Genomic DNA, 13,679 nt, shown 5'->3' on the forward strand with positions numbered 1-13,679 from the left:
GACGTGGAAATTGCCGTTGCCAAGGCTGCCAAGCCGGCAAGCCTGGCACCGGTGGCCGCACTAACACCTAGAAAATGTCTGCGCGCGGCATTGCGCGGCAGCTGCGGATCTTCCGTGGATGACATAGCTGGTGTCCTTTGTTGAAAAGAGTAACACCGGCAAAATTTACAATAGGTTGCATTCTATTCAACTTCGCAGAACAGCGGTAGGGTCTACTGAAAAGGGAGTAGGCAACGGTATGGAACCGGGCGCAATGGCCACCGAAGAGGTTTATGAATCTCCCAGCGATCAGGGGACGCAAGACAAGAGCGAACATTGTAACCAAAGGTTGAGTAGGCGCAAGCTGCTCAAGACAGGACTGGTTCTCAAACCTTGGTTTGGGAAGTAAGCGGCGGCCTTCGATGTTAATTTTGGGGTCCGCTTATCCAAGGAGATTGCGATGCAGGTCACGAAATTCACTGTATACGTCATGGTCGGTTTCAACACATTGCTTGCTGGCTGGCTCGCCCTTTACATGCTCTACGATCCTGAAAGCTGGTACTATTTTATCCCCGGCGTGACTGATACAGGGATGTTCAACCAGCATTTCATTCGCGATATCGGCATTATCCAGGGCTTCATCGCTCTTGCCTTTGCCATTGGTGTGTGGAAGGCGAGCCGGCGGGTCGAGCTGTGGACAGGGGCGACGCTTTGGCTCATCGCACATGCCACCTTCCACCTCTGGGAAGTTGCCGTCGGTATCTGTTCCTCGTCCGTCATCTTGCGGGATTTTCCGGCGGTAAGCTTGCCGGCGATATTCGGGATCCTGGCGACGCTCTGGGCAGTTCAACAGACCGCCGGCTCCGCGAACCGGCAGGGAGCTGCAAGCGTGCGAGCTTAGACTAAGGAAGAGGTCTCTCCGATATTGAAAGGGAGGCGCTGGTGGCGCCTCCCTTTTTCGTTTTCTAACCTCCGTAAATGCGGAAATGCTGCCGGCCTTTGGCGCGCTGTTATCCGCCGCCTTCTTGGGCTGCAATCAGCGACCGGAAAAGCCAGTCGTGGAACGTCAGACTTCCGGCCAGAGCGTTGGCGCCCGGCAGAAGCGTCGCGTTCGCAAGCCCGACACCGAAGTATGGCGCATCTGGATCGATTGCGATCGACCGCGTGTCCTCGGTCACCGTCAGTATCTCGCGTGCCAACTGGTCCAGCGGGACGGCTTCCGGGCCGGCGATTTCAACGATGTCATTATGGGGCAAGCCGATTGCGATCTGGGATATCAGGGTTGAAGCCTCATCGGCCGCGATCGGCCTCACCAGTGCTGGCGACAGCCGAAATCCATCGCCCTCGGCTGCCGAATTGATGATCCCGTTGAAGAACTCGAAGAACTGCGCGGATCGGACGATCGTATAGGGCAGGCCGGAAGCCCTTATGAGGTTTTCCTGCACCAGCTTTGCACGGAAGTAGTCGTTTTCGACGAGGCGATCCGCCGCGACGACCGACAGTGCGAGGTAGTGTCCAACGCCTGCCTGTTTTGCCGCCATCAGCAGATTCTTCCCCGCCTGCTTGAAGAAGTCGAGCGCGTCGGAATCTCCGAACGAGCCGGAATTCGTAACGTCGATCACTACGTCCGTATCGGCAAGCGCCGCCTGCAACCCTTCGCCGGTATAGGCATTGACGCCCGTCTTGGTCGAAGCTCCGCTGACAGACTGACCACCTCGTTCCAGTTCTCGAACGATCTTGGATCCCATCATCCCGCTCGCGCCAACCACCGTAATTTTCATCTCACGTCTCCGGGATTTGCCTGACTTCTTGAAAGGATAGCCGTTTCAGGGATCGGATCGATAAAACGAAGTTTTGGGTTGACCCGAACTAGGGATGGCGCGATCGGCCACGCCCGATATTCGGAGGATCAATAAAACCAGAGTTTGGCAAACCAAGGTTAGGGATGCCAGGCGCTGCATCGGCCGGTATCTGAGCATTCGTGAGCCGTGTTAACCGGACACGATGGAGATGATGAACGCAGGCATTTTTCCGGCTTCTTCCTGCGGCCAACGAATTGGCAGTCGAGCGTCCAACCCATCCGGCTTACGTCGTCGAGCAGGCAAGGCCGGCAGCGTCTGCTGCCGGTCTTGTTCGTACTTTGAGGACTAAGGAGGAACGAGCTGGTCTGGCCGGCGGTAGTAAACCAAGGTGTACCGTCCACTGGCATCTGGTCCGTGTTATCTGTTCGACATCTGAGGAAGCAGGCGTTGGCTTTCGGGCGCCAGCAAAGCATGGAGCGGGGAGGCGGCAGCTTATTCGGTTGTTGGACAATCTCCCAGGCACCAAAGAGGTAATTCGATGCAAAACGCTCAGGTAAAGACGGACAAGAGCGCCGAGCCGATCATTTACGTAATCGATGATGATGCAGAGATGCGCAGCGCCCTTCTGGACCTTTTTACGGTAACCAATAAGCGCGCGTCGGCCTTTCCAAGCGGATTGGAGTTTCTCAAGTGGGCAGATGTAAACGCGGCCGGCTGCATTGTCGTGGATCTACGGATGCCGGGTGGCACGGGCCTCGACCTTCAAAGTCAGCTTCTGGCCTTGGGCTGCAAGCTGCCGCTTATATTCCTGACGGCCCACGCGGACGTTTCAACGAGCGTTAAGGCGATGAAGGCCGGCGCCACTGATTTCATCACGAAGCCATTCGTCAATCAGGTTCTCCTCGATGCTGTCGATCATGCGATCAAGGTGGACGACGAACGTCGCAAGTCGAATGAGGAACTAAAACGCGTTCAGACGCTCGCGAACAGCCTGACCCCGAGGGAGCAGGAGGTCATGCATGCGGTGGCAAGTGGTTTGATGAACAAGCAGGTCGCCTATCAGCTTGGCATCAGCGAAATGACAGTCAAGCTTCACCGGATGAGCCTCATGCGCAAGATGCAGTGCCGTTCCCTGGCGGATCTGGTCCGCAAGGTCGAGCAGCTTCAGCGGGGCTAAAAACCGCCGGACGCTGTGGTCAAAGCGATCGGCATTCCAAGGAAGACCGCCTCGCTGTAGCTCGTTCAATCAGGCATTCCCGCTGGATTCTTGTTCGGCCGGCCGTCAGCCGATCCCCAACGTATGTTTGGGTATGAGTCCAAAGATAATCGCTTAGGCTTGAGTCCTGGCCGCTGGCAACGCAGCCAATCATTCCATAATGGATCCAGAACCGAAGCGATGATGCAACCTGTTAATTTTGCAAGGGAATTGCGGGAATTCTTCAGGTCCATGGATTCTGTGACTGCTGCTGTAACGCTTGGTTTGGGCAAAACTCGCCTGAATTAGCAGGCCCCGTCGCCTCGCTCCCGAAGCGTGGCGTTCTTCGAATCCTCTAGTAGAGCAAAAGGAGCACATCATGAAAATTGTTGTCATCGGCGGGACAGGCCTTATCGGTACAAAGCTCGTCAAACGCCTCCAGGCGAAGGGCCACGAGGCTATTGCCGCATCTCCCGCATCTGGCGTCAATACGATCACGGGCGAGGGCCTTGCGGACGTTCTCAAGGGAGCGCAGGTCGTTGTCGATCTCTCGAATTCCCCCTCGTTCGAGGATAAGGCGGTAATGGACTTTTTCCAGACAGCGGGCCGGAATATTGCGTCCGCTGAAGCGGCGGCCGGAGTGAAGCACCATGTCGCTCTGTCCGTCGTCGGCACCGAACGTCTTCCAGACAGCGGCTATATGCGCGCCAAGCTTGCCCAGGAGAAGATCATCAAAGAATCTGGGATTCCTTATTCCCTGGTTCACTCGACGCAATTTTTCGAATTCATGTTCGCCATCGCCCAGTCCGGCGTGCAGGGTGACAAGGTTCACCTTTCACCGGCCATGATGCAGCCGATCTTCTCGGATGATGTTGCTGACGCACTCGTCGACGTCGTTCTCGGAAATCCGCTGAATGCTACGATCGAGATCGCCGGTCCGGAGCCGATCAAGATTGCGGACGCCGTCACCCGCTACATGCGGCAGATCGGCGACAAGCGCGATGTCGTCGCCGATGACCAGACCCGTTACTTCGGTGCCCTCCTCAAAGAAGGCTCCCTTATGCCTGGCAGCCAGGCACGGATCGGCAAGACGCGGTACTCCGAGTGGGTCAAGACGGCGACGCCGCCTCCGGGTCACTGATCGGGCATTGAAATCCGCATAGAAATAGTCAAAGCCCCGAAAGGGGCTTTGATCATTTTGCGTCTGTTTGTCATGCCGATATCCGCGGATAAAGTCGATCTGCGGTTCAAACCTGCTCAGTCCGGCCTGCACTGTCCGGGAGGGAGGCGCCTTGCCGGCGCCTCCCGAAATCATCAGGCTTTGAAGAAGCTCAGCAGATCCGCATTGACGATGTCGGCGTGCGTCGTCGCCATGCCATGCGGCAGACCCTTGTAGATCTTCAGCGTCGCATTCTTCAGCAACTTTGCGGAAAGCGGCGCGGAATCGGCGACCGGGACAATCTGGTCATCGTCGCCGTGCATAACGAGAGTCGGAACCTCAATCGACTTGAGGTCGTCGGTAAAGTCTGTTTCCGAAAATGCCTTAATGCCATCGTAATGGGGCTTGGTGCCGCCGGCCATGCCCTGACGCCACCAATTCTGGACAATCGCCTGCGATACTTGTGCGCCCGGGCGATTGAAGCCATAGAACGGGCCACTGGCCAGGTCGATGTAGAATTGCGACCTGTTAGCCGCCAGTGCAGCGCGTAGACCGTCAAAAACTTCGATCGGCAGACCGCCCGGATTGGCCGGGGTCTTGACCATGATCGGCGGGACGGCGCCGATGAGGACGAGCTTGGCGACCCGACCTTTGCCGTGCCGCGCGACATAATGCGTTGCCTCGCCGCCGCCGGTCGAATGACCGACATGGATCGCGTCGCGAAGATCAAGGTGCTGGACGACCGCTGCGGCGTCTGCGGCGTAATGGTCCATATCGTGGCCGTCGCTGACCTGGCTGGAGCGGCCGTGACCTCGGCGGTCATGGGCGATGACGCGATAACCCTTGCCGAGGAAGAACAACATCTGGTTATCCCAGTCATCAGCGCTGAGCGGCCAGCCGTGATGGAAGACGATCGGCTGAGCGTCCTTCGGACCCCAATCCTTGTAAAAGATCTGAGTGCCGTCTTTCGTTGTGACGTATTGATTGCTCATAGCATGTTCTTCCTTCGATTTCTTTGGCTCGTCGGCCATTGCAGGTGAGGAAAGTTTCAATGTTGCGGCAGCGACCGCAAGTGTAATCGCTCCCGTCATCGTATCTCGGCGCGTTGGCCGAAATTGTTGCGGATCCACGTAAGTCTCCTTGTCTAGAAACACTTAATAAGCGTTGTGAAAGTTCCAGTTCTGAAAGCATATCGCCGTCGAGTCAGGCCGAGAAATTCTACATTCTATGGGGAGGATGGCGAGCTATACTTCAGTTTCATCTACGATAGTCTGTCGGCTTGAATGGCGGGGCTTGCGCGCATGGCGGTTTGAGGGCCGACGTTTGCGGCACCGTAGACCTGCCGATGTTCCGGTTAAACCTAAACGGACGTTTGATCGTCCGTCCGGTGCTCTTCGATTATGAACGAGGAGGGGGCGCCACAGACGGCAGATTCATCGCAAGCCATTGTTATATCTCGCAGACCAGTGCCCCGTCGCGTTGCTAGACGGAGAAACCCATGCAGCATGTCCTCATTGCCGATGACGATCACTCTGCACGCAGTCTCATCAGTGAATACCTTGTGCAGCAGGCGTTTCGTGTTACCGCCGTAGGCAGTGGTGATGACCTGCAGAATGTGCTCTCGACGGAGATGGTCGATGCCTTCGTCATCGATCTGAACCTTAAGGGGGAGGACGCCCTGGAGATCGTGCGCCAACTGTCGATCCTTTCGGCGCCGGTCATCATCACCAGCGCTGACCGGGTCGAGGAAGCCGACAAGGTTCTGGGATTCGAACTCGGCGCAAGCGACTACATCGTCAAGCCGTTCGGTCTGCGGGAGTTCCTCGCACGGCTTAAGGCAGCCATGCGGGTGAGGTCCCCGCCTGAGGCCGACCGCGGACGCCGTATCTATCTGTTTGGCGACTGGACGCTTTCCTTGCGTCAGCGGGCGCTTACGCGGCTGGACATTGGCGAAACGAAGCTGACTGCGGCTGAATTCAATCTTCTGGTCGCGTTTCTGAACGCGCCGAGACAGGTATTGTCCCGTGAGCGGTTGCTTGCAGCAAGCCGCGTCCATTCGGAAGAGGTCTTCGACCGAAGCATCGATGCACTGGTTCTGCGCCTGCGGCGCAAGCTCGAAACGGAACCGTCAAAACCGAGCCTGATCAAGACGGCACGTGGAACCGGCTATATTCTGGATTGCGATGTGATGGTGGATGAGCGCCCGAGGCTCAAACGATGAGTCTGGACCCTTGCCGCCTGTCAGCGCCTAGCAGCATAGTGACGGTTGGCTCTGCGGTCCCGGGCGAGATGATCGGGATCAGCGCTCTGCAGCGGAGGCTATGAATTCCATCAGGTCCTTGGAATTCAGCGGTTTTTCCATGAAGGCGGCCGCGCCTGATGATCTTGCCGCTGCTTCGGTGCGGTTGTCGGCAAAAGACGTCATAATACACACCGGCGGACCGCCCTCCCGAACCACGGCGCAAAGCAGGTCAAGTCCACTGGTTCCGGACATCCTCATATCCGTCAGTACACAATGCACGCGATGCATGTCGCCGGAATTGAGGAAGGCGTCCGCGGACGTATAGGTCCGACTTTCAACCCCCGTCGTTTCGAACAGATCCTTCAGCGATTCCAGCAGAAACGGATCGTCATCAATGATTGCGATCGTCGTTTTTTGCGCGGACTGCATAAGACCTCTGACAATATTGAGCCAGTTCACCCGACATTTCGAGGCATTGGCGATGCCTTATGACTCGCTGACATCAAGAGAAGCAAAACCACATCGTCTTTCAGATGTGCACCGATCTATTCGCCGGCTCCTGGCCTCGTTGATGCCACTGGAGGCACGAGCGACGGCCTCTTTCCGCGTGAGACAGCGCCAAGTCTGCATCCTATGGTAACGCATAACAGCCGCATTTCAACTAAACGGAAGTTTGCCTCACGCGAGAGATCCGACCCAGCCTGCTCAATCAAAGATTCTCATGCCGCGGTCCTTTGAAGATCTTGAAGTCTGCTCCGATCTCGGCTGGGTTTTCAACTGTGATGGTGGCGTCGATAAATATTGCCCGGACCGATTGGCGATAGCCCGAGGGTTGGCACGTTAAGGCTGGCGAACAACAGATGGCAGGTTTGGTGTCAAGCCAACCTTTGTTTTAGTGGTCGGGCAGCCGGATCATGCTTAGCTTCTAGAAGGTCGATTTTCTGGAGATTCACGACGCTCCCAGCTGGCTTCCCGAGGGGGCGACGAGCATAGTTCCACAGGAGCGCGAGCTCAAAACCAGTCTCTTCGCGAACACCCCGGTCGCTGTATTCCAGGCGGCGGCGGTGGGTGTGTTTCTCAGTACTTTTTATCGATGAGAGAACCGGATGCCGCAGGAAATCATTTTGTTTGCCGTCTTGCTGAACGCCTTGGGCATAGCTGGCATCGTCGTGTGGCATCTGCAGGGGCGCTCCCGGCCAAACGCGCGCCTCATTGCCCAGATCGCCTTCTTCGTCGCCATGACGATCGTTTTGATGCTCGGAAGGATTATCCCGTTTCGCTTTGACCCGCCGCATCTGGAAGGCGTGAGCGTCCTCTTTGTCTCTGCCAAAATCCTCTGGTGGGTTCACCTCTCCTGGGCCGTCATCGGGTTCCTGCGCATCTACATCGTGCTGGACGGCCGGCCGAGGGAGGCAAGGCTCATTCAGGACCTGTTGATCGCGGTCGTTTATCTCGGTGTTGCCCTGTCGGTAATGGCTTTCGTCTTCGGGGTTCCGATCGGCACGTTGCTCGCAACATCAGGCGTCATTGCCGTCATCCTCGGTCTTGCATTGCAGAACACATTGGGAGACGTGTTCTCGGGGATCGCCCTGACACTGGGGCGTCCCTATGTCATCGGTGATTGGATCTTGCTCAGCGACGGCACGGAAGGGCGGGTTGTCGCCAGCGACTGGCGCTCGACGCATCTGTTGACGGCTGCTCACAATATCGTCGTCCTGCCGAACAGCGTGCTTGCCAAACTCGGGCTGACCAATATCAGCCGGCCGGATGAGAACCACCTGATCACTCTGTCGGTCCGGATTGTCCCGACACATATGCCACACATGATCCTCGGCGTCATGCAGACGGTGCTGGATAGCTGCAATTCCATCATCAAAGATCCGCCGCCGGCCGTTTCGCTTGTCGGCATAGATGCCAGCGCGGTTGGTATCGAACTCTATTTCCAAGTAACCAGCCCGCTGCAGCGAGGCATCGCCCGCAGTGAGGTGATCGACCTCGTGTACCGACACTGCAAGTCCAGCGGACTTCAACTGGCGATGCCGCTCAGCAAGGTCATCATGGCGAGTGAGCCCCTCGCAGAGAATTCGCTGGCTTCCGGTGCAAGTCCTGCGCAAAGTCTGATCGAAGCGATCCCCGTCTTCTCGGGGCTCACAGCCGATGAAATAATCGCACTTGCGGCATCCGCAGCCAAACGCACTTTTTCCCCCGGTGAGGAGATCGCGAAAGAGGGAGACACTCTTGCCAGCCTTATGATCGTCCGGGCAGGCATCGTTTCGATGCGGAGAGATGGCGAGGAGACGGCACGCCTGGCGCCGGGCGATTTTTTTGGCGAAGGGGGGTTCCTTGCGGGAATTGGCGAGAGCCATGCCCTGCAGGCGGTAACACGGGTGACCGTCTATGAGATCGGCAAGGAAGCCTTTGCACCGCTCCTGAACGATCGTCCTGAACTCGCGGAGGACCTGGCCGCAAATCTCGCGCATCGAGAGGCATTGAGCGAGAACGCCGGCAATCATGCCATGCATCATGATCGCCGGCGGTCCTACCTTCTGCAGGCCATTCGATCGGTATTCCGTAACCATGCGCATGCGTGACCCCAGTGCTGCCGCACTCGATTGTCCGGGCGTTGCTATCTGCGTGCAGACTAAATTATCTGCAGCGGAGTGAGGCGAGATGGGCAATTTGCTGAGCGAAACTGCGGGACTGATCGCATTTGTGCGAACCGTGGAAACGGGGTCTTTCAGCGCTGCCGCGCGCAGCCTGCAGACAACGCCATCAGGGGTATCGAAAAGCGTTTCACGGCTGGAAAGCCTGCTGGGGTTGAAGCTCTTTCGTCGCTCGACACGCATCCTGACGCTGACGCCCGATGGTGAGACCTTCTTCGGAAACATTGCGCCGCTTCTTCGGCAGATCGAAGAATCTTCGGACGTCTTGCAGACGGATCGCGGCGCGACCGGCCATTTGCGCATAAGCCTCCCAAGCGAGCTTGCGAGGCTACTCATGCCGCCCATCTTCACGCGCTTCCTGCCACAGCATCCCGGCATAACGCTCGATCTCGGGACGACGGATCGGCACGTGGACCTGATCCGTGAAAAATACGATATTGCATTTCGCGTCGGCAAAGTCGCGGGAAGCGACCTGATGACGCGGACGCTTGTGCATCTGGAGATGGCGCTGGTCGCATCTCCCGCCTTTATCGAAACATGGGGATGGGTGAGCTCGGTGGAGAGGCTGCGCGAAGTTCCCTTCGCGCGATATGCGATCGACGGTCATCCCTATCCCATTCGTTTTGCCGACGGCGTGACAATGATACCGACGGGCCAGGTGGATCTCGATACGGCGACGGCGATCCGCGTTGCGGCATTGAGCGGACTGGGCGTCGCTTACCTGATGAAATGCATCGTCCAGGAAGAGCTCGATCGAGGGGAACTAGTCCAGCTCCTGCCTGACCTCGAGCTGGAGACCATGCCCTTCCAGGCTGTCCACGCTTTCGGTCGGATGCCCACTTACCGCCTGCGTCTCTTTTCGGATTTCATCGAAACCGAAATGCACAAACATGTATCGCGATGAGCAGTCTCCCGAGACCGCAGCAGGCGCAACAGCCTCGGCCCCCAACCGATGTTTAGCTACCGCTTTTTCTAGTCCTTGCTACTCGTTTTATGACCGAGTGCAGGCGATTGCCTCGGCGGTCTGCCCCAGTCAGAAATTCGAAGGACGAGGATGATATGACGCAAAGATTGAACTATGCCCACCTTTCGCCGGAGCTCGTTAAGAAGCTCACGGCGTTCACCATGGAGCTGAAAGAGAGCTCCATCGAGCAGACAATCAGGGACTTGGTCGAAATCCGGGCGTCCCAGATCAATGGCTGCAGCTTCTGCGTGGATATGCACTCCAAGGAAGCAAAGATCCATGGCGAGCGGGAACTCAGGCTCTATCACGTCGCCGCCTGGCGTGAATCGACGCTGTTCAGCCCCCGCGAGCGGGCAGCACTTGCCTGGACGGAGGCAGTCACCAAGCTCTCCGACACCGGCGTTCCGGACGAACTCTACGAGAAGGTTCGCGGCCAGCTTTCCGAGAAGGAAGTGTCCGACCTCACCTTCCAGATCATGGCCATCAATGCATGGAACCGGATTAGCGTTGCGGTCAAGGCAGTGCCGGGTTCGGCGGACAAGCTCTACGGCCTGGACAAGGCCGGACTGGCATAATAACCGGTCGACCGATATAGCGGCCGCATGAGAATGCGGCCGCTGCGGAAGCGATCCCATGTGGCTGCTGCAGGCGTCTTTGGCTGCTACAGGCGAAAATATCAGCCAGTGATCAGATCATTATATTCGGGATGCTTTGCGGCATAATGCGCCATGAACTCACATTGCGGAACGACCTTCTGGCCGTTTTTCCTGATCAGCGCGAACACCCCGTCAGCGAGCTTCGTTCCGATTCCAGCGCCAGAATATTCGAACGGTACCTCGGTGTGGGTAAGGACGATCTTGTCGCCCTCCATCCTGTAGTAGGCTATGGCCATCGCATCAGTGTTGATCGGCAGCTCGTAGCGCTGCATCCGGCTGTTGTTCTGAACAAGAAGCGGCAAGGTCATTCTCCATTCCATCATCACCCCAGCCTTCTTTCATCTCGCTGTTTCGTCAACGCAAACGATCGTTGAGCCAACCGATCGCTGCCTTATTGAAAAGCAACTATCCGTCGCTGCGGCTGCAGATCCGACGGTCGGAGCGGTGTCGAAACGGGGGCCGCACATTTTGATTTCAATTGTAACGCAGGGCTCCAGTTCGCCGTTTTAGCAAGGTCCAGATAAGCCCAGCAGCCTTTCCTGACTGCGTCAGCCCAGCCGGAAAGGGATATTACATCGATGAGAATAGGATCTGATAATTCAGTTTATGACCTCTTTGTGCCGAAGGCCCGAAAGGCACCTTCCGTCAACGACGAGAATATCGATTTTTCGCCTCGAAAGACAACGGAGGAAGCATCGCTTCCGAGCGAGGAGGAGCGTATTGCGCAATTCTACGACGGGCTGGCCAGTTCGCAGATGCGATGGGCGGATATCAATAAGGACGGTAAGGTCACCAGGGACGAATATCTGGCCGGCCAGGCACGCCTCGCCGATCAGAAGGGATACGCTTATGACGCCATCGGCAGCGAAGACCGTTGGTCGATCATCGATCCGAGCAACAAGGGTTATGTCGATGAAGCTGAAATGCGCGAAGGCATGACCAAGCTATTCAAAGTCAAGATCGGACATTTGCCTCCCGGTTATCGACTCCCTAATAGCTGAGACTGTTGAAAGACCCTGACGTCGGGGATTCTACCGTCGCGACGCGAGTGCTGCGCGACGGTCGTTATCATGCAGAACGCTTGGAGGCAGACGTTCTATGATACGGTGGCGCGATGCTCGAAACGCATGACACGGAAGTTCTTTTCCAATGATGCGGCAATCTGATCCGCGCCTGGAACGCCTCGAGCGGATTCCCACCTGATCTCGTAGGTCAGCTCGCGATGCCCGTTATTACTGTCTGTGAGCCCTGTAAACCTTGCTTCGGAGAGCTCGATAACCGTTGCCTTCAGATCCGGGATACCGGCGTCAACCGGAAGTGTGATTGCCACCATGCCGTTCTGTTGACCTGATATCCATCGGTCTACCTGCTTCAGCGGGGAAAGGATCAGGACGGCGAGAATAGTTACGATGGCGCCGACAACGATCTGTCCACCCCCGAAGCAGAGGCCGATCGCCGTGATCAGCCAGAGCGTAGCCGCCGTGGTTACGCCGGTGGTGATGTCGCCCCTTTTAAGGATTGCCCCGCCGCCGATGAAGCCCACGCCGGTGAGGACGCCGAGCGGGAAACGCAATATATCCATCGATCCGTTCGTGCTCTGGCTCGTTGCCAGAAGGATATTTGCCTGGATCATCGAGAGACATGCCGCCAATCCGACGAGAATGGTCGTGCGCAACCCCGCAACATGTCCTCCTCGCTCCCTGTCGAGGCCGATGAATGCGCCGGCGATGATCGTTGCCGTCAGGCGGATTGCGATGTCCGCCCAATTCGGCGTGATCGGCATCAGGTCGATCAAATCCAATTCCATGCTCCCCTCGTTACGGACAAGCGGCTCTTTCGGTGAAATGGAACCCTCGCCCTATACCGAGATGGCTCCCGAAGCCGGATCGCTGCCGATCGCTTAGTGCGGAAGCTAGAGCGCAGCCGGCAAGCCGGCTAGTGGGCCGGCCAGTAGGGTAGTAAAACCGGTCACGAAATCGGCGGGTGCAGAATCTGGCTCAGTCCGCCGAGACCTGACGGCGCAGGCTTCCGGCCGAATGGCGGATGACATCGGAAATCTGCAGGAGTTGTTTGACCAGCGGCGTCGAATTGCGCCAGATAATCCCGATCGTTCGCAAGGGTTGCGGCGTACGGAACCGGGAGACGGAAACATCCGCAGAGCGCGTCTCCACCGGCACCGCCATTTCGGGGATCAGGGTTACGCCAATGCCGGCGCTGACCATCTGCACCAGCGTGGAAAGTGAGCTCCCCTCCATAATCTCCCGCGGACGTGTCGATTCTATGCCGCAGAAGGACAGGGCCTGATCGCGAAAGCAGTGCCCTTCCTCCAGGAGAAGTAAGCGCATTTCGCGCAGGGCCTCAGGCTCCGGCACCGGCTTACCTTCGTCCTCGCGTCGCCGGACCAGCAGGAATTCCTCTTCAAACAACTTGATTTCTGTGAGTGATGGCGCCGATATCGGCAATGCGACTACCGCCAGATCCAGTTCGCCCTGTGCCACTTCGTGCACGAGCTTGGCCGTCAGCGTTTCACGTACCTGAATTTCAATATTGTCGAAGGTTCTGTTCAGGTCGCTGATGATCGCCGGAAGCAGATAAGGAGCGACGGTCGGAATGATTCCGATTCTCAGCCGTGTCAGCAACTTGTCTTGCGAAGAGCGGGCGAGATCACCGAGCTCGTCCACGGCGCGTAGAATGTCGCGAACCCTGAGCGCAAACAGCTGTCCGAAGGCCGTTAGCCTCACTTCCCGCGCACCGCGTTCGAAGAGATCTCCACCGAGTTCCCCCTCGAGCTCCTTGATCTGCATGGATAAGGCGGGCTGCGAAATCGCACAGGCATCGGCCGCATGCCGGAAGCGGCCATGACGCGCCAAGGCTTCAAAATAACGGAGCTGTTTGAGCGTAACATTGGTCATAAGGCGAACTTATCGCGGCCATCAGTAAATCCAACTTAAAATTATCATATGCTTCCGATAAAAAGGCAGGAGAGGGAGGATGTGTGCACCCCGATCGAACCGGACGA

The 13,679-nt window shown here is 57.3% G+C and carries 14 protein-coding genes; 8 read left to right on the forward strand and 6 right to left on the reverse strand.

Annotation, left to right across the window (positions count from 1 at the left end; genetic code table 11):
- Nucleotides 1–439 precede the first annotated feature (439 nt).
- The gene (locus tag FHX08_RS29480) at nt 440–880 is read left to right on the forward strand and encodes a hypothetical protein (RefSeq protein ID WP_132657575.1); all 441 of its coding nucleotides are present in this window, start codon (nt 440–442) and stop codon (nt 878–880) included.
- Between the two features lie 109 nt (nt 881–989).
- Here the strand turns inward: FHX08_RS29480 and FHX08_RS29485 are convergent, their stop codons facing one another.
- The gene (locus FHX08_RS29485; RefSeq protein WP_132657577.1) at nt 990–1,760 is read right to left on the reverse strand and encodes an SDR family oxidoreductase; all 771 of its coding nucleotides are present in this window, start codon (nt 1,758–1,760) and stop codon (nt 990–992) included.
- Between the two features lie 559 nt (nt 1,761–2,319).
- Between FHX08_RS29485 and FHX08_RS29490 the strand changes: the two genes are divergently transcribed.
- Both FHX08_RS29490 and FHX08_RS29495 read left to right on the forward strand, forming a co-directional pair.
- Nucleotides 2,320–2,958 (forward strand): response regulator transcription factor, encoded by a 639-nt coding sequence (locus tag FHX08_RS29490; protein ID WP_132657579.1) that lies wholly within the window; start codon nt 2,320–2,322, stop codon nt 2,956–2,958.
- Nucleotides 2,959–3,355: 397 nt separating this feature from the next.
- Nucleotides 3,356–4,117, forward strand: a complete 762-nt coding sequence (locus FHX08_RS29495) for an SDR family oxidoreductase (RefSeq protein ID WP_132657581.1) — start codon at nt 3,356–3,358, stop codon at nt 4,115–4,117.
- Nucleotides 4,118–4,290: 173 nt separating this feature from the next.
- On the opposite strand, the gene FHX08_RS29500 is transcribed toward FHX08_RS29495, so the two are convergent.
- The gene (locus tag FHX08_RS29500; protein ID WP_409527427.1) at nt 4,291–5,127 is read right to left on the reverse strand and encodes an alpha/beta fold hydrolase; all 837 of its coding nucleotides are present in this window, start codon (nt 5,125–5,127) and stop codon (nt 4,291–4,293) included.
- A 506-nt stretch (nt 5,128–5,633) separates the two neighbouring features.
- Here FHX08_RS29500 and FHX08_RS29505 point away from each other — a divergent pair.
- Nucleotides 5,634–6,356 carry a winged helix-turn-helix domain-containing protein gene (locus FHX08_RS29505; protein WP_132657584.1) on the forward strand — a complete coding sequence of 241 codons (723 nt, stop codon included), beginning with the start codon at nt 5,634–5,636 and terminating at the stop codon, nt 6,354–6,356.
- A 78-nt stretch (nt 6,357–6,434) separates the two neighbouring features.
- Here the strand turns inward: FHX08_RS29505 and FHX08_RS29510 are convergent, their stop codons facing one another.
- Entirely contained in the window at nt 6,435–6,806 is a 372-nt protein-coding gene (locus tag FHX08_RS29510) for a response regulator (protein ID WP_132657586.1), read from the reverse strand.
- Nucleotides 6,807–7,483: 677 nt separating this feature from the next.
- Here FHX08_RS29510 and FHX08_RS29515 point away from each other — a divergent pair.
- The 3 genes from FHX08_RS29515 to FHX08_RS29525 all read left to right on the forward strand — a co-directional run bounded on the left by FHX08_RS29515 (nt 7,484) and on the right by FHX08_RS29525 (nt 10,579).
- Nucleotides 7,484–8,968, forward strand: coding sequence for a cyclic nucleotide-binding domain-containing protein (locus FHX08_RS29515; RefSeq protein WP_132657588.1), 1,485 nt, complete (start codon nt 7,484–7,486; stop codon nt 8,966–8,968).
- A 79-nt stretch (nt 8,969–9,047) separates the two neighbouring features.
- Nucleotides 9,048–9,944 (forward strand): LysR family transcriptional regulator, encoded by an 897-nt coding sequence (locus FHX08_RS29520; RefSeq protein ID WP_132657589.1) that lies wholly within the window; start codon nt 9,048–9,050, stop codon nt 9,942–9,944.
- A 155-nt stretch (nt 9,945–10,099) separates the two neighbouring features.
- On the forward strand, nt 10,100–10,579 hold the full coding sequence (locus FHX08_RS29525) for a carboxymuconolactone decarboxylase family protein (protein ID WP_132657591.1): 480 nt from the start codon (nt 10,100–10,102) through the stop codon (nt 10,577–10,579).
- Between the two features lie 101 nt (nt 10,580–10,680).
- Here the strand turns inward: FHX08_RS29525 and FHX08_RS29530 are convergent, their stop codons facing one another.
- Nucleotides 10,681–10,968: a GNAT family N-acetyltransferase gene (locus FHX08_RS29530; protein ID WP_245508377.1), complete on the reverse strand. Its 288-nt coding sequence runs from the start codon at nt 10,966–10,968 to the stop codon at nt 10,681–10,683.
- 270 nt (nt 10,969–11,238) lie between these two features.
- On the opposite strand from FHX08_RS29530, the gene FHX08_RS29535 reads away from it, so the two are divergent.
- A complete protein-coding gene (locus FHX08_RS29535) occupies nt 11,239–11,661 on the forward strand; it encodes an EF-hand domain-containing protein (protein WP_132657593.1) in 423 nt (140 codons plus the stop codon).
- 95 nt (nt 11,662–11,756) lie between these two features.
- Here the strand turns inward: FHX08_RS29535 and FHX08_RS29540 are convergent, their stop codons facing one another.
- Nucleotides 11,757–12,467 (reverse strand): MgtC/SapB family protein, encoded by a 711-nt coding sequence (locus FHX08_RS29540; RefSeq protein ID WP_132657595.1) that lies wholly within the window; start codon nt 12,465–12,467, stop codon nt 11,757–11,759.
- Nucleotides 12,468–12,657: 190 nt separating this feature from the next.
- Nucleotides 12,658–13,572, reverse strand: coding sequence for a hydrogen peroxide-inducible genes activator (locus FHX08_RS29545; RefSeq protein ID WP_132657597.1), 915 nt, complete (start codon nt 13,570–13,572; stop codon nt 12,658–12,660).
- Nucleotides 13,573–13,679: the final 107 nt, after the last annotated feature.

This window comes from Rhizobium sp. BK529, assembly GCF_014194105.1.
Lineage (GTDB): Bacteria > Pseudomonadota > Alphaproteobacteria > Rhizobiales > Rhizobiaceae > Rhizobium.